Here is a 15,993-nt window from a genome sequence, read left to right as displayed (position 1 = left end):
GAGGCGGGGTTCCGTCAGGACCGTCGGACGCCTACGCTGGGCACGCACGGGGGCTTGTCCTCCTTCTGTGCGCGCGTGAGGCGCCCTGTGGCAGGGATACGAAAACGAGGACTGGGGGCTCGATGCTGGGCAACGGCCGGAGATTGCGGCTCGCCGCACTCGGCGCGGTGATGGCAGTGGTAGCGCTGCCGACGTATGCCGCGTTCGCCGACCAGACCCCGCCCCCACCGGCCTCCGTGACGGATGTGAACCGCTCCCTCGAGCAGCTCCAGGCCGAGGCCGCCTCCATCCAGCTCGACGTCGCCAAGGCCACCGTCGCGTACACGAACGCTCTGAAGACCGCGCAGACCGCCGAGGCCGCCGCCAAGAAGGCAGAGGCGTTCGCGAACAACACCAAGAACAAGTCGCAAGATGAGCGCCGCCGCCTCGGGCTGCTGACCGCCCAGGCGTACCAGCTCGGCATCCCGACCGTTTTGGGCACCGAGTCGATGCTCTGGTCGCTCGCACCGGTCGCGGAGAACCTGCAGGAGATCGCCGACCGCCAGACCGCCATCCGGCAACTCGGCAGCACCCAGGTCGCGCAGTACAACGCAGCCACGGCAGCAGAGTCCACAGCCGGTACTGCGGCCGCTGACGCGGCGAACAAGCGCGCCGCCGCCGACAAGGCCAACAAGACCGCCAATGACCTCGGCAAGGCTGTCCGCGAGAAGGCAGCCAGCGCAGCGATGGCCATGGAGGGCCAGCTCGCCGACCTGGCCGGCGCTACCGAGCTGTCCAAGCAACTGCAGGCCACCCGCAACCAGCAGGCGCTCGCCAACTGGCAGACGTACCTGACCGAGTTGGCCGCGGCGAAGGTGAAGGCGCCGGCCGCTGCCACGGTCAGGAGCCCGTTCGACCTTCCGAAGGGCCTACTCCAGTACAAGGTCGCCAAGGCGCCTGTACCCGGTGTGGCGGCTGTCGTGAGCAACGGGAAGCCACTGCGCGTGCTGCCGGCCGAGACGATCCGCGCGGTCAACCAGGCCTTCTCACTCATGGGCAAGCCCTACGGGGTCGGCGGGACCGGGCCGGACAAGTACGGATGTCTCGGCGCGGCACGAGCCGCCTGGCAGCCGTACACGAGCCTCGCTGGGCTGGCGACCAGCGTCTACGCCAACTACCAGAAGGTGCCGGCCAGCCAGATCCAGCCCGGCGACATCCTGCTGATGGGCAGCCGGTCCGTGGGCCTCTTCCACGTCGGTATCGCGCTCGACAACGCCGAGATGATCGCCGCCGACGAGGCCAAGGGCTCCGTGGCCGTCAGCTCCATCCCCGACAGCATGTACGCCGCGCTGCGGCCGACACTCGGCAAGCCGCTCAAGGCGCAGGTCGCGCCGGCCACCACCCCGGCCGCCGCCTCCTTCCGCTGCGGCAACACCGCCACGACGGTCGACGTCGGTACTGGTGGCTGGACCTGGCCGCTGGCTGAGGGCAGCTACGAGATCGGTACGCCGTTCGGCCAGGCGGGCCCGATGTGGGCCAGCGGCTTCCACACCGGCCAGGACTTCGTGGCGCCGGTCGGGACGAATGTCCGCGCGGTCACCGCCGGTACGGTGCGGATCGAGCACCCGGCGTGGGCGGGCAATCTGGTTCGCATCGACCACGGCAACGGGCTCGAGACGCTCTACGCCCACCTGAGCCGCATCGATGTCGCCGACGGCGCACACGTGACGGCCGGGCAGCAGATCGGCGCGGTGGGCACGGAAGGCAACTCGACCGGGCCTCACCTGCACTTCGAAGTACGGCTCGGTGGTGACGCGGTGAACCCGATGCCGTTCCTCGCCACCGGTGGTACGAGCACTGGCTGGGGTGGCTACAGCAACGGCCTCATCCCCCAGTCGCAGCTGTGCGGCCTCGGCAACGGACACATGCTCCGCTGTGACGCTGCAGCGGCGTACCAGCAACTGTCGGCCGCGTTCCGCGAGTCCTTCGGCAAGAACCTCTGCATCACCGACTCCTACCGCTCGTACTCAGCACAGGTCGACCTGTACGGCCGCAAGCCGTCCCTGGCCGCCCTGCCCGGTACCTCCAACCACGGCTGGGGCGTAGCCGTCGACCTCTGCGGCGGCATCGACAAGTTCGGCACAGCCCAGTACCAGTGGATGACCGCCCACGCCGCCGCCTACGGCTGGGTCCACCCCGACTGGGCCCGCCAAGGCGGCAACCGCGAAGAGCCCTGGCACTGGGAATTCGGCAAACCACGCAGTGCGTGATCGCCGGGGTAGAGCTCCGGTGAGCACGTAGGGTGGGGGTGTGGCCGAGCAGACCAGTCCCGACCGCACGGACGACAACGTCACGCTGGACGCCCAGGATGACCGCTGGGAGTGGCGGCGGAAGATCCGTGCGAACCCGCGCAAGCTCCTGATCTACCGGATCGGGATCGGGGTGCTGGGCGGCATCCTGATCATCGCCGCGCCGTTGACCGGGTGGTTGCCCGGTCCGGGCGGGATCCCGTTGTTCATCGCGGGGCTGGCCGTGCTGGCGAGCGAGTTCGAGTGGGCGCAGCGGCTGCTGTACCGGGTCAAGGACTGGGTCAAGGCGCTGACCACCTGGACCGGCAAGCAGCCCGCCTGGCTCAAGGCGCTCGGCACGGTCGCCCTGTTCATCTGCGTGCTCGTCGCGATCTGGCTCTACATGGCGGTGCTCGGCGTACCGGGCTGGTTGCCGGACTCGTGGGAGTCCTTCCTGCACAAGCTGCCGCTGCTCAAGTAGTCGCGGATCTCGAAGTCGCTGCTGACCTTCTCCCCGACCCGCAGCATCTGATTGAGCAGGAAGGGCGTGCCGAGCAGGCGGTTGCGGGCAGCGATTCCGACGCGGGTCCTCGGCGCCAAGAACTTCCCCGTCCGGCCTCCACCGCTCTGGCAGACCCGCACCGGCTTGCGCAGCTGACTCTCGTACGCCGCGAAGGCCGCCGTATGGTCGCCACCGGCCGCCGCCAACTCCCCCGCGAGCACGTAGGCGGCGACGATCGCAGTACCGGTCCCCATCCCACCGACCGTCGCGCCGTAACCGGCATCCCCGACCAGCGCGACCCGCCCCTCCGACCAGCGATCGACGTCCACCCGGCTGATCGAGTCGAAGTACAGCTCGGTGCAATCATCGAGCCCGGCAAGCAGAGCAGGTGTCTTCCAACCGAGCCCGGCGAACGCGGACCGCAGAATCTCCTTCTGCTGTTGAGGATTCCGGCGATCATAGGTCAGCTCAGGTGAGGCGAAGATGAACATCGCCCCCGCCCTAGCAGGGTCCCGGTGATCCATCCCGACACTCGCCAGCCGCCCCGGCACGTTGTACATCAGCCCGTCCCGCTCGATCCCGAACGAGTTCGGCAGATCCCACCCCGCGATGTAGTACCCCTGGTGAGTGACACGACCGCCCCCGAACACCAGCCGGCGCACCACCGAGTGCATCCCGTCAGCGCCGAACACCAGGTCGTACGTCGACGCCCGCCCACTCTCGAACGTCACGTCCACCCCGCCACCGTGCTGCTCCAGCGACGCGATCGAGTCACCGAAGACGTACGACGCCTTGTCGCGACTGCGCTCGTACAGCACCTGCGACAGGTCCGAGCGCAGTACCTCGAGCTCTCCCCCGGCGAACTCCGGTGGCAGCCGCAGCATCTGCCGATCCTGCTCATCGACGAACCGCATCGCTGTGCCACCCGTCTGCCGAGCGCGCAGCTCGTCGAGCACTCCCATCCGCTCGAGCACGACCTTGTTCGCGCTCCCCCGGAAGTCGACGGCATAGCCGCCCTTGCGCAACGCCGGCGCCAGCTCGACCACGGTCACCTCATGGCCGTAGTACCCCAGCCAATAAGCCAACGCCGGACCAGCAACGCTCGCCCCCGAGATCAAGACCTTCATGCTCGTTCCCCTCCACTACAACTGCTTCCACCGGACACTGTTTCGATTATGTGTATGGTAGACACAGTTCAGTCAGCACCACAACCCGGGAGTCGCCGCGATGATCAACCTGCTCTGGGGCGACCCGCCACCACCCACCCGTGGCCCCAAGCCGGCAATGACCGTGGAAGGCATCACCAAGGCGGCGATCGCGATCGCCGACGCCGACGGCCTCGACGCGGTCTCGATGCAGCGGGTCGCCGCGGACCTCTCGTTCACCAAAATGGCGCTCTACCGGTACGTCGGCGGCAAGGCCGAGCTCGTGTCCCTGATGACCGACCGGGCCATGGGCCTACCGCCACACCACCCACCGCAGCCTTGGCGGCAGGCGCTGATGGACTGGGCCCTCGACCTGTACGCCGGCTTCGCCCGCCACCCCTGGCTGTTGCTCTCCACCGTCGGCCGCCGCGCCCTGGGGCCGAACGAGCTCACCTGGATGGACCTCGGCGTACGGGCGCTGATGGAGACCGGGCTGACCGGCGGCCAGCAGATGGACGCGCTGATGACCATCGCCGGGCAGGTGCGGACCATCGCCCATCAGTCGCTCACCTTCCCGGGTGGCACGGTCGGCCTCTCCGAGGAGAACCTCACGTCAGCACTGAGCGAGATCCTGGCGACCCAGCCTGACCGCTTCCCGGGTCTCACGGCCGCGATGAAGTCGGTCGCCGGGACAGAGAACCAGGGACTGGTCTTCGGGCTCGAACGGATCCTGGACGGGCTCGAAGTACTGATCAAGCGCGGGTGAAGCGGGCCCGATAGGTGGTGGCACTCAACCCGAAGTGGGACTTGAAGCGGCGGGCGAAGTAGTTCTGGTCCGGCCAGCCGACGGCCTCGCCGATCCGGCTGATCGGCTCGTCGGTGTGCAGCAGCCGGTCCGCCGCCAGCTCGACGCGATGGCGGGACAAGTAAGCCATCGGCGGCAGCCCGGTCGATGACTTGAACAGCCGGACCAGGTAGCCGGGCACCAGGTGCAACTCGGCGGCCAGCTCGGTCAGCGTCCAGCGATGCGCCGGGTCGGCCTCCATCAGCCTCATCGCCGTCAGTACTGCCGGATGCGCCGGGCTGGCCGAGCCGACCAGCTCACCCGCGAGCGCGCGAGCCAGGCAGCTCAGGAACAGCGACAGCCGCCCGATGACGTCGCCGCGATGCAGGTCCAACGGCCGGGCACGCAGATCCTCCAGATGCTCCAGCTGGCTGATGCACTCCTCCAACGGGATCTCGTCCAGGTGTCCCGTCAGTACTCCACGCCGCCGGGCCGAGTTCGGGCCGGTCCAGAGCAGGTAGCCGAGCAACGCGTCCTCGCGCGTCCACGCCAGCTCGTGCTGCAGCAGGTCGGCGGAGAAGCAGCAGTTGAATACGTCCAGCTCTTCGCAGCCGTCGTACCCGTGCCAGACGCCCGGGCGCAGCAGCAAGACATCGCCGACGCCCAGTTCCTGGTAGCCGGCCGGGCTGTGGTGCACCCCGGAGCCACCCATCACAACGGCCACCTCGAAGAAACTGTGGGTGTGCACGGGATGCGCGCCCTCGTGCACGAAGCGGCCTGAGTACGCGTAGGCACCGTCGATGAAGTGCAGCAGCGTTCCGGCATTCTCGATCGGCGGCTCGGCCATGCTCCAACCTACGGGCCAAAGTGCATTTCGTGCTACCTCCGGTGCACTCCGGACTATCCGCTGCTCATCGCGCGTCGCAGGATCGATGAAACATCGAATGAATCGTTTCACGCGTTGGGAGCACAATGACTCGCCCTGCTGCCGCACCTGTGTCTATCCGCTTCGAGCACCGCACCGGCTCCGCCCTAGGTCTTGGTACTGCGTCTCCCCGCCTCTCCTGGCAGGTCCCGGCCGCAGCCGATGGCTACCACCAGGCCGCCTACGAGATAGAGCTCGCCCCCGGCGAGGTTTACACAGTCCAGTCCGCAGAGCAGGTACTGGTCCCCTGGCCCGGTACGCCGCTGACCTCCCGCCAGCGCGCATCCGTGCGAGTCAGAGTCAGCGACGGCACTGAGTGGAGCGACTGGAGCGAACCAGCGGTCGTCGAGGCCGGCCTGCTCAGCCCTGACGACTGGACAGCCCGCTTCGTCAGTCCGCGCGACATCGGCACCCATGGCCAGCCCGCACCGATCGTCAGCGGCTCCACCACGCTGCCGGACGGCATAGTCAGCGCCCGGCTCTATGCGACAGCCCACGGCGTCTACCTGCCCTCGCTCAATGGGAGCCGGGTTGGCGACGCGGAGTTGGCGCCTGGCTGGACGGCGTACCAGTACCGCCTGCGTTACCAGTCCTACGACGTCACCGACCTCGTACGACCAGGTGAGAACACCCTGGACTTCCTGCTCGGCAACGGCTGGTACCGCGGCCGCCTCGGCTTCCAGAACCAGCAGGCACTGTACGGCGACCGCCTGGCCGTCCTCGCGCAACTGGAAGTCACCACAGCCGACGGCAAGACCCACGTGTTCGCCAGCGACGACACCTGGACCGCCCGCGAGAGCCAGATCCTCGCCGACGACCTGTACGACGGCCAGCGCACCGACTTCACCCACACTGCCGCCGATCCGACGCCGGTCGACGTACTGGACGCAGACCTCAGCCTGCTGGTCGCACCCGATGGCCCACCGGTCCGAGTCACCGACGTACTGCCAGCGGTGGCGATCACCACTTCGCCAGCGGGCAAGACGCTCGTCGACTTCGGTCAGAACCTGGTCGGCCGGGTCCGTCTCCGCGTCCGTGGCGCCAACCGTGGCGACGAGGTCGTACTACGCCACGCCGAAGTACTCGAGAACGACGAACTCGGCGTCCGCCCCCTCCGCACAGCCAAAGCCACCGACTCCTACGTGCTAGCCGGCCCCGACGAGCAGACCCTCGAATCCCCGCTGACGTTCCACGGCTTCCGCTACGCCGAAGTCACCGGCGTAGCCAACCTCGCCAAGGAGGACCTCGAGGCAGTCGTCCTCGGCTCCGACCTGCAACGCACCGGCTGGTTCGAGTCGTCGAACGAGCTGCTCGACCGCTTCCACGAGAACGTCGTCTGGGGCATGCGCGGCAACTTCCTCGACGTCCCCACCGACTGCCCCCAGCGCGACGAGCGACTCGGCTGGACCGGCGACATCCAGGTCTTCTCGCCCACCGCCGCCTTCCTCTTCGACAGCGCCGGCTTCCTCACCAGCTGGCTGGCCGACCTGGCCGCCGAGCAGCACAAGGACGGCTCGGTCCCCTTCGTCATCCCCGATGTACTCCGTGACGCCACCCCGTCGACCGCCGCCTGGGGTGACGCGGCGACAGTCGTCCCCTGGGTGCTCTACCAGCGCACAGGCGACCGGGACCTCCTGGTCCGTCAACTGCCGAGCATGCGGGCCTGGGTCGACCGGATGACCGACCTGGCCGGTGAGGACCTGCTCTGGTCGGGCGGCTTCCAGTTCGGCGACTGGCTGGACCCGACTGCTCCCCCGGAGAACCCGTTCCGCGCCAAGGCCGACCCGGATGTCCTTGCTACCGCACACCTCGCCCGCTCGGCCGAGATCGTCGGCTGGGCGGCCGACCTGGCAGGTGACGCCGACCTGGCTCGGCAGTACACCGAGCTCGCAGCGAAGGTCCGGGCGGCCTTCGCAGCGGAGTACACGACTGAGGGCGGCCGGGTGCTCAGCGACTCGACTACGGCGTACGCCATGGCTCTGCAGTGGGCTCTACTGCCGAGCGAAGAGCAGCGGAAGCGCGCTGGGCAGCGCCTGGCCGACCTGGTTCGCATAGCGGGCTTCCAGATCAGCACTGGCTTCGTCGGCACGCCGTTGATGACGGATGCGCTGACCGACGCCGGTGAGCCCGACCTGGCCTACCGGCTGCTGCTGCAGACCAGCTGCCCATCCTGGCTCTATGCGGTGACTATGGGCGCCACCACCGTCTGGGAGCGCTACGACAGCATGCTTCCCGACGGGAGCATCAACCCCGGCGAGATGACGTCCTTCAACCACTACGCCCTCGGCGCGGTCGCCGACTGGATGCACCGACGAGTCGCTGGCCTCGCTGCCGGCTCCCCCGGCTTCCGGCAGATCGTCGTCCACCCACTGCCCGGCGCACAGCTCACCCGAGCCGCGGCTCGCCACCTGACGCCGTACGGCGAGGCAGGCGTCGAGTGGACCCGCAGCGACGGCAACTTCCGCCTGACCGCCACCATCCCCGTCGGCGCGACCGCGACGGTCCATCTGCCCGACGGCAGCAACCCAGTCGAAGTACGGCATGGAAAGCACGAATGGACCGTCCCCGACCCGTACTCCGAACTGCCACCGCTCACGTCCGACGCGAGCATCCGGCAGCTCATCGACCACGAACCGAGCTGGCAGGCGATCGTCGACACCGCCGTGGAAGCCGGTGTCGCCAACGACGAGGCCCAGCTGGCCGGCCGGCTGGAGCGCTATCTCGACGCCCCGGCGACCAAGCTCGTCGACCTTGCCGGTGGCAACTTCTCGCCTGCCGCCGAAGCCGTGCGAGAACGCCTCGACTCCTTGCTCAACCCGCAGTGAACAGCCACCGGAGGTCATGACCATGATCCGCTCACGTACGACCGCATTGGCCACCCTGGCTGTGGCCGCCCTCGCACTGACCGCCTGTAGCGCGGGGAGTCTCGGCTCCAGCGACTCAGGCAGTGGTGGTGGCGACGCCGTCACCCTCAACTTCCTGGTCGACAACGGCGAGCAGACGGTGAAGACCGCCGAGCAGCTGGGCAAGGACTTCACTGCCAAGAACTCCGGCATCACGGTCAAGGTCGAGACCCGGCCGGCCGGCAGTGAAGGCGACAACATCGTCAAGACCCGGCTCTCGACCGGCGACATGACCGACGTCTTCATGTACAACTCGGGCTCGCTGTTCCAGGCGATCGCGCCGCAGAAGAACCTCGTCCCGATGGGCGACCAGTCCTGGGGAGCCGGGCTGGACGAGAACTTCAAGAGCACGGTCACCGCTGACGGTCAGATCTACGGCGCGCCGTACGGCGGGTTCATGGGCGGCGCGATCCTCTACAACAAGCCGGTCTATGCCAAGCTCGGCCTGCAGATCCCGAAGACCTGGACCGAGTTCATGGCCAACAACGCCAAGATCAAGGCGGCCGGCATCACGCCGGTGATCCAGACCTACGGCGAGACCTGGACGTCGCAGTTGTTCGTGCTCGGCGACTTCCACAACGTCTCGGCCGCCGAGCCCGACTTCGCGGACAAGTACACCAAGAACCAGGCGAAGTACGGCACCTCCGCCGCGGCCCGGAAGGGGTTCGAGCACCTCCAGCAGGTGCACGATCTCGGGTACGAGAACAAGGACTTCGCCTCGGCCAAGCTGCCCGACGGTCTCAAGTTGCTTGCCCAGGGCAAGGGTGCGCACTTCCCGATCCTGTCCGCGGTGGTCAGCGACCTGGCCGCCACCTACCCGAACTCGACCAAGGACGTCGGCCTGTTCGCCATCCCCGGTGACGACGCCGCGAAGAACGGCCTGACCGTCTGGGCGCCGGCCGGCGTCTACGTGCCGACCAGTACGACGGGCGCCAAGCTCGACGCCGCCAAGAAGTTCCTCGGCTTCATCGCCAGCAAGGAGGGCTGCGACTCGCAGGCGAAGGCCGGTGCGGTCACCGGGCCGTTCGCGGTGAAGGACTGCAAGCTGCCCGCCGACGTGCCGCAGGTGGTCCAGGACATGCAGCCGTACATCGACAAGGAGGGCTCGTCGAGCCTCGCGCTGGAGTTCCTCTCGCCGGTGAAGGGCCCCTCGCTGGAGCAGATCACCGTCGAGGTCGGCTCCGGCATCCGGAAGGCCGCGGCCGGCGCCTCGCTCTATGACGAGGACGTCAAGAAGCAGGCCCAGCAGCTCGGCCTGGCGGGCTGGTGAGCCATGGCCACGACGTCGATCGACACGTCCACGAAGACCCGCGCGGCCGTCGCCGGACCCGACCGTGGCCGGCTGCGGAGCCCGTACTCGACCTGGTTCTACCTCCCGGCGGCGATCGTCTACGGGGTGCTGTTCGCGATCCCGACCTTCGCCTCGTTCTACTTCAGCCTGACCCGGTGGAGCATCTTCGAGTCGCGGTTCATCGGGTTCGGCAACTTCGCCACGTTCTTCCAGGAGCCCGCCCTGGTGAAGGGCTTCACCAACACGCTGATCTACGCCGTCGTCACGTCCGGGGCGAAGGTGGTCCTGGGCCTGCTGCTGGCCGTCCTGCTCACCTCGCAGATCGTTGCCCGTGGCTACCTTCGGTCGGTGGTCTTCTTCCCGGTCCTGGTCTCCACGATCGGCGTCGGCCTGACCTTCACCGTGCTGATGAACCCCGAACGCGGGCTGATCAACAGCGCGTTGTCGGTGCTCGGGGTCGATGGGCCGGGCTGGCTCACAGATCCGAAGTACGCGCTGCTGTCGGTCGTCCTGGTCGACGTGTGGAAGGGCGTCGGGTTGGCGACGTTGATCTACATCGCGGGGATCGTGTCGATCCCGGCGGAGTACCTGGAGGCAGCGAAGGTCGACGGGGCGACCGGCTGGCAGAGCTTCCGGCGGATCGTACTGCCGCTCGCGCGGCCGGCCACCGTGACGGTGATCATCTTGTCGCTGATCGGTGGCCTGCGGTCGTTCGACCTGATCTGGGCGATGACGCGGGGCGGTCCCGGCTTCACCTCGGACGTGATCGCGTCGGTGATCTACAAGCAGTACCAGGCCGGCTTCTACGGCTTGTCGACCGCGGGCAACGTCGTGCTGTTCGTCGTGGTGACGGCGATCGTGCTGCCGTTGTCGCGGTTCCTCAACCGTAAGGAGGTGGAGCTGTGAGCAGTACGGCAGTCGTCGGCGGCCCCCGGCCGCACAAGAACTACCTGCTCAGCGTGGTGGCGATCCTGGTCTCGATCGTCGTCTTCCTGGTGCCGTTCGCGTTCATCGTGCTGACCGCGGTCAAGGATCGTCAGCAGGCATCCCTGCTCGACTTCTCCTGGCCGCACCAGTTCCACTTCGTGCAGAACTTCATCGACGTCGTGCAGGCGCGCGACTACATGCTGATCATCGCGTTCATCAACAGCTCCATCCTCACCGTCGCGAGCGTGGCCGGGATGGTCGTGCTGGCGGCGATGGCGGCCTTCGTCCTGCAGCGCAAGGCGAGTCGCTGGAACGGCCTGATCAACTTCCTGGTGCTGGCCGGGCTGATCATCCCGCCGGCGGTGGTCCCGACGATCTGGGTGCTCCAGCGCATCGGCCTGTTCCGGACGATGCCCGGCCTGATCCTGGTCGAGATCGCCTTCGGCCTGTCCTTCTGCGTCCTGCTCTTCCGGGCGTTCGTCGCCACCATCCCGCGCGAACTGGACGAGGCGGCCATCATCGACGGCGCCGGACCGCTCCGGCTCTTCTTCCAGGTGATCTTCCCACTGCTGCGCTCCGTCATCGTGACGGTCGTCGTGGTCCAGTCCGTCGTCGTCTTCAACGACTTCGTCAATCCCCTGTACTTCCTGCCCGGCGACAAGAACGCCACCGTCCAGCTCACCCTCTACAACTTCTCCAGCCAGTTCACCACCCAGTACAACCTGCTCTTCATGAACATCCTGCTGATCACCATCCCCCCGCTGGTGATGTTCCTGTTCTTCAACCGCCAGATCGTCGCCGGCATGACCGCCGGCGCCATCAAGGGCTAGTCCTTGCGAACCAGCAGATAGCCCTGGGGCTGCTTCTCGTACTCCAGCGGGGCATGGACGAAGGACGCGACCTCAGTGAAGCCGGCGGAGATCAACAACGCTGTGATCTCCGCCGGCTGGTACTGGTAGACGTCGAGCGACAGCTCATGACCGTAAGCCTGGTCGAGGTGATAGCCGTCCGTGCCGATCTTGAAGGCGTGCAGCAAGACTCCACCGGGCGCCAGCACCCGATGGATCTCCGCGAAGACGATCGGCAGCTCCTCGGGCGGGGTGTGAACGAGCGAGTACCACGCGAGCGCACCGCCGAGCTCGCCATCGGGTAGGTCGAGGTCGAGCAGATCGCCGACCTCGAAGGTCAGCTCCGGGTGGGCCTCCCGGGCCACCTCGACCATCCCCGGTGAGAGGTCGAGCCCGAAGGCATCCAGCCCGCGCGAGGCCAGGTACGGGGTGATCCGGCCGGGCCCGCAGCCGAGATCGCCGACCCGGCCGGTGACAAGCTCGCCGAACAGGTCGAGCATCGCCCGGTCGTACGGGTTCTCGGCGAGGAAGTGGTCCAGCAGCTTCGCGTAGTCAGCGGCGGCGACGTCGTAGGACGCCCGGATGTCAGAGGTCATGGTCGAGGACCCTAACCAAGACCTCCGACAGAATTCAGAGCAGCGCAGGCAACCGCTCAGCCAGCTGCTGGTAGTCCTGAAGGCTGTTGTAGGCGTGGGCCGAGAGCCGGATGAAGACGCGGGTGTCGAAGCCTGTCAGGGTGATCTCGGCCTTCAGCTCACGCGACACCTTCGCCTTGAACGCCTCCCCCGCATCCGGTGAGCGCTCGTCCGGGAAGGGCAGTTCCACCAGGCGCATGGTCGCTGCGGGATGGGCGACGTCGGCCACTGAGGTGCCGAGGGCCTTGGCGACGATCCGGGCGCCCTCGTCGACCAGCGCCGACAGCTCACCACGCCGGCGCGGCCACTCCAGCTCTTCCAGCACGCGGAGTGACTCGGGCGCCGCGATCCACGACGCGTAGTCGGCCGTGCCCTGCTGGTCGAAGCGCTCAGGCAGGCGTTCGTCGTACTCCGACCAGCTCACGATCAGCGGCAGCGTCGCAGTACGCCACTGCTCAGCCACCACGAGGCCGGCCGTCGCGCGGGGTGCGGCCGGCCACTTGTGGAAGTTGCCGGTCCAGAAGTCGGCGCCGTCCTCGGCCGGTGCGTCCAGCAGAGCGGGTGCGTGGGCGCCGTCGACGATCGACGGGATGCCCAGGGAGCGGCACAACGCGGCGAGTCGCTGGATCGGGAAGACCATTGCGGTCGCCGAGCTGATCTGGTCGACGATCAGGGCCGCGGTCCGGTCGTCCAGCGCCGCCTCGATAGCCGCGACGACGGCATCGTCGTCAGCCTCCAGCGGGACGTCGACCACGACTACCTCGGCCCGGTTGGCCTTGGCGAAGCGCTCAGCGGCGTACCGGACGGCACCGTAGGTGTGGTTGGTCAGTACGAGCTTGCTGCCTGCGGGGATCGGGATCGCGCTGAGCGCGGCCGTCACTCCGGCGCTGGCATTCGAGACGAGCGCGAAGCCGGAGGGGTCGGTCTCCAGGAAGGCGGCCAGCTTCAGGCGGCTCGCCGTCAGGCGCTCCGCGACCGAGCGGAACCAGCGCATCGGGTTCGCCTCGGTCTCGGCGCGCAGCGAGGCGAGCAGTTCCTGCGTACGCCGCGGTACGGCGCCGAACGAGCCATGATTCAGATGCAGCACATCGGGGTCGAGGGTCCACAGGTCGGGGCGGGGGCTGAGTACCGTCACCACCCAAACGGTACATACTTCTCGGCGTGTATCCCTACCTCGACCACGACGGGCCGATCGCGATGGCCCACCGCGGCGGCGCTCTGCACCCGGACAACGTCGGCTACGAGAACTCGATGCACGCCTTCGAGCAGGCGGTCGGGCTCGGCTATCAGTACGTCGAGACCGACCTGCACGCGACGAGTGACGGGGTCGTGGTCGCCTTCCACGACAGTCGGCTCGACCGCGTCACCGACCGGACCGGGGTGATCGCCGAGCTGCCCTGGTCCGAGGTGCGGCAGGCGAAGATCAACGGGCACGAGCCGATCCCGCTGCTGTCCGAAGTACTCGAGCGCTTCCCCAAGATCCGCTTCAACCTGGACATCAAGGCCGACAACGGCGTCCAGCCGGCCGCCCGGGTGCTGCGCGAGCACGACGCGATCGACCGGGTCTGCGTGTCCTCCTTCTCCCAGGACCGCGTCGACCTGATCCGGCGCGAGCTGGGTGAGCGCCTGGCTACCGGCTTCGGGCAACGTGAGATCGCCCGGCTCCGCTTCGCGCCGTACCGGATGGTGTCGCGGGGAGCCTGCCTGCAGATCCCCGAGTACTACGGTCGCCTCCGCGTGCTCACCCCCGGCCTGCTCCGGCGAGCACATGCCCTCGGCAAGCAGGTGCACGTCTGGACCGTGGACAACCCGGCGGACATGCACCGGCTGCTCGACGCCGGTGTCGACGGGCTCATCACCGACCGGACCGACCTGCTCCGCGACGTACTGATCGAGCGGGGGCAGTGGGGCAGCGGCTGAAGTGTTACCGAAGAAGATGCCGCGTCATCCCTCACACCTGACACACTCCTCCGCATGGGAATTCTCTCGGCCCCGGCGAGTGTCGACAAACGTGAGTACTGGGGCTTCAGCCTGTACGACTGGGCCAACTCCGGCTACGTGACGACGGTCGGCACGGTGCTCTTCGCGCCGTACCTGACCTCGGTCGCCGAGACCGCCGCCTGTGGCCGGGTCGGCACGACGGATGACCCCTGTACCACCAACCTGCACGTCCTCGGGCTCGGCATCTCGCCCGGCTCGCTCGCGTTCTACGTCGTCACGGTCGCCACCCTGCTCTCGGCGCTCGTCCTGCCGATCGTCGGCGCGATCGCGGACCGGTCGCCGCGCAAGAAGCTGCTGATGTGCGGTTTCGCCTGGGCCGGCGCGCTCGCGGCCTGCTGCATGGTCTTCGTCACCGACGGGCGGTGGGCGCTCGGCGCGCTGCTGCTGTTCCTCGGCAATCTGTGTCTCGGGTCGTCGCTGGTGGTCTACGACTCGATCCTGATCGACATCGCCGGGCCGGATGACCGCGACGACGTGTCGTCCCGGGCCTGGGCCTTCGGGTACCTCGGCGGCTTCATCCTGCTGGCGATCAACCTCGGGGTCGTCACCGCGCACGACGCGCTCGGCATGGACAAGGCGACCGCGGTCCGGCTGAGTCTGCTCAGCGCCGGGCTGTGGTGGGGGCTGTTCACCTTCATCCCGTACCGCAAGCTCAAGAACCGTCCGCCGGCGAACGTCGTACAGGTCGGTGGCGGGAACCTGATCCGGCAGAGCTTCGGGCAGCTGTTCGCGACGTTGAAGCACGTGCGGACCTATCCGATGACGTTGCTGTTCCTGGTCGCGTACCTGTTCTTCAACGACGGCATCCAGACCGTCATCTCGGTCTCCTCGACGTACGGGGAGAAGCAGCTCGGGTTCGAGACCCAGATCCTGATCATGACCATCCTGCTGGTCCAGTTCATCGCGTTCTTCGGCGCGCTCGCCTTCGGCCGGTTCGCCAAGAGGTACGGCACCAAGAACACGATCATGGGCGGCCTGGTCGTCTGGATGCTGATCGTCATCGCCGGCTTCCTGCTCCCCGCGCACCAGATCGCGCCGTTCCTGGCGATGGGCGCCGCCATCGGCATCGTCCTGGGCGGCACCCAAGCCCTCTCCCGCTCAGCCTTCAGCCAGCTGATCCCCCGAGGCCGCGAGGCCGAGTACTTCAGCCTGTACCAAGCAGGCGAACGCGGTACCTCGTGGCTCGGCACCCTCGTCTTCGGCCTGGTCCACCAGATCACCGGCTCCTACCGCCCGGCCATCGTCGCCCTCGGCCTCTTCTTCGTGGTCGGCCTAGTCCTCCTCACCCGCGTCGACATGCGCCGCGGCATCACGGAGGCGGGCAACACCCAACCAACCGTGCTGGTCTAAGCCTCAGGTAGGCAGCGGGCGGCCGGGCCTGTGGAGTTGGCCAGCCCGGACCGTTACGCACGCACAACCCCCACGAACCACCCCGACACGCCGAGGCAAGCGATTACCCGCCGAGTTGGGTATGCACCGGGACCCGATCCGGCGGCGAACCGGGCCCAAGCCAGTGGCCCGAGGCACCTTGAGCACCACCTGAGCATTTCCCGGCGCCCGATCTGCTCACATCGAGCACAAAGTCGCCAAAACCGGCCAACCAGCCACCCCACCACCAAGGCCGGTCGGGCCCGCGACCGGCGGACTGCCGCGCACGCACAACCCCGGCGAACCGCCCCGACACGCCGAGGCAAGCGTTCGCCCGCCGAGTTAGGCGTGCATGGCGAACAGGGCCGGACCGCCAGCCCATCAAACGCCCCGCCAA

At 67.9% G+C, this 15,993-nt stretch carries 13 protein-coding genes; 9 read left to right on the top strand and 4 right to left on the bottom strand.

Translation table 11 applies throughout. From position 1 onward, the window contains the following. Positions 1-122 precede the first annotated feature (122 nt). Together OHA70_RS30985 and OHA70_RS30980 are read left to right on the top strand one after the other, a co-directional pair. Entirely contained in the window at positions 123-2,249 is a 2,127-nt protein-coding gene (locus OHA70_RS30985) for a peptidoglycan DD-metalloendopeptidase family protein (RefSeq protein WP_328323541.1), read from the top strand. 40 nt (positions 2,250-2,289) lie between these two features. Continuing rightward, entirely contained in the window at positions 2,290-2,748 is a 459-nt protein-coding gene (locus tag OHA70_RS30980; RefSeq protein WP_328323539.1) for a PGPGW domain-containing protein, read from the top strand. On the opposite strand, the gene OHA70_RS30975 is transcribed toward OHA70_RS30980, so the two are convergent. Then, a complete protein-coding gene (locus OHA70_RS30975; protein WP_328323537.1) occupies positions 2,667-3,896 on the bottom strand; it encodes an FAD-dependent monooxygenase in 1,230 nt (409 codons plus the stop codon). The genes OHA70_RS30980 and OHA70_RS30975 overlap by 82 nt on opposite strands. Before the next feature lie 100 nt (positions 3,897-3,996). Between OHA70_RS30975 and OHA70_RS30970 the strand changes: the two genes are divergently transcribed. After that, positions 3,997-4,680, top strand: coding sequence for a TetR/AcrR family transcriptional regulator (locus OHA70_RS30970; protein ID WP_328323535.1), 684 nt, complete (start codon positions 3,997-3,999; stop codon positions 4,678-4,680). Here the strand turns inward: OHA70_RS30970 and OHA70_RS30965 are convergent. Further along, positions 4,667-5,545 carry an AraC family transcriptional regulator gene (locus OHA70_RS30965; RefSeq protein WP_328323534.1) on the bottom strand — a complete coding sequence of 293 codons (879 nt, stop codon included), beginning with the start codon at positions 5,543-5,545 and terminating at the stop codon, positions 4,667-4,669. The two genes, OHA70_RS30970 and OHA70_RS30965, sit on opposite strands and share 14 nt — an antisense overlap. A gap of 125 nt (positions 5,546-5,670) precedes the next feature. On the opposite strand from OHA70_RS30965, the gene OHA70_RS30960 reads away from it, so the two are divergent. From OHA70_RS30960 to OHA70_RS30945, 4 genes are read left to right on the top strand one after another with little or no spacing between them, the layout of a single operon-like run. Next, on the top strand, positions 5,671-8,448 hold the full coding sequence (locus OHA70_RS30960) for a family 78 glycoside hydrolase catalytic domain (RefSeq protein WP_328323532.1): 2,778 nt from the start codon (positions 5,671-5,673) through the stop codon (positions 8,446-8,448). 22 nt (positions 8,449-8,470) lie between these two features. After that, positions 8,471-9,796 (top strand): ABC transporter substrate-binding protein, encoded by a 1,326-nt coding sequence (locus tag OHA70_RS30955; protein WP_328323530.1) that lies wholly within the window; start codon positions 8,471-8,473, stop codon positions 9,794-9,796. 3 nt (positions 9,797-9,799) lie between these two features. Next, positions 9,800-10,723 (top strand): carbohydrate ABC transporter permease, encoded by a 924-nt coding sequence (locus OHA70_RS30950; RefSeq protein ID WP_328323528.1) that lies wholly within the window; start codon positions 9,800-9,802, stop codon positions 10,721-10,723. Beyond that, positions 10,720-11,574: a carbohydrate ABC transporter permease gene (locus OHA70_RS30945; RefSeq protein ID WP_328323526.1), complete on the top strand. Its 855-nt coding sequence runs from the start codon at positions 10,720-10,722 to the stop codon at positions 11,572-11,574. The genes OHA70_RS30950 and OHA70_RS30945 overlap by 4 nt, the downstream gene beginning before the upstream one ends. On the opposite strand, the gene OHA70_RS30940 is transcribed toward OHA70_RS30945, so the two are convergent. After that, positions 11,571-12,188, bottom strand: coding sequence for a class I SAM-dependent DNA methyltransferase (locus OHA70_RS30940; protein WP_328323524.1), 618 nt, complete (start codon positions 12,186-12,188; stop codon positions 11,571-11,573). The genes OHA70_RS30945 and OHA70_RS30940 overlap by 4 nt on opposite strands. Positions 12,189-12,222: 34 nt before the next feature. Then, positions 12,223-13,362 (bottom strand): aminotransferase class V-fold PLP-dependent enzyme, encoded by a 1,140-nt coding sequence (locus OHA70_RS30935; RefSeq protein ID WP_328323522.1) that lies wholly within the window; start codon positions 13,360-13,362, stop codon positions 12,223-12,225. A 26-nt stretch (positions 13,363-13,388) separates the two neighbouring features. Between OHA70_RS30935 and OHA70_RS30930 the strand changes: the two genes are divergently transcribed. After that, positions 13,389-14,147 (top strand): glycerophosphodiester phosphodiesterase, encoded by a 759-nt coding sequence (locus OHA70_RS30930; RefSeq protein WP_328323520.1) that lies wholly within the window; start codon positions 13,389-13,391, stop codon positions 14,145-14,147. 54 nt (positions 14,148-14,201) lie between these two features. Next, a complete protein-coding gene (locus tag OHA70_RS30925) occupies positions 14,202-15,578 on the top strand; it encodes an MFS transporter (RefSeq protein WP_328323518.1) in 1,377 nt (458 codons plus the stop codon). Positions 15,579-15,993 lie beyond the last annotated feature (415 nt).

Origin of the sequence: Kribbella sp. NBC_00382 (assembly GCF_036067295.1) — a bacterium.
In the GTDB taxonomy this organism is placed as follows: Bacteria; Actinomycetota; Actinomycetes; order Propionibacteriales; family Kribbellaceae; genus Kribbella.
The sequence above is the reverse complement of the archived record's forward strand: the minus strand, read 5'-3'. Positions and strand labels throughout refer to the sequence as shown.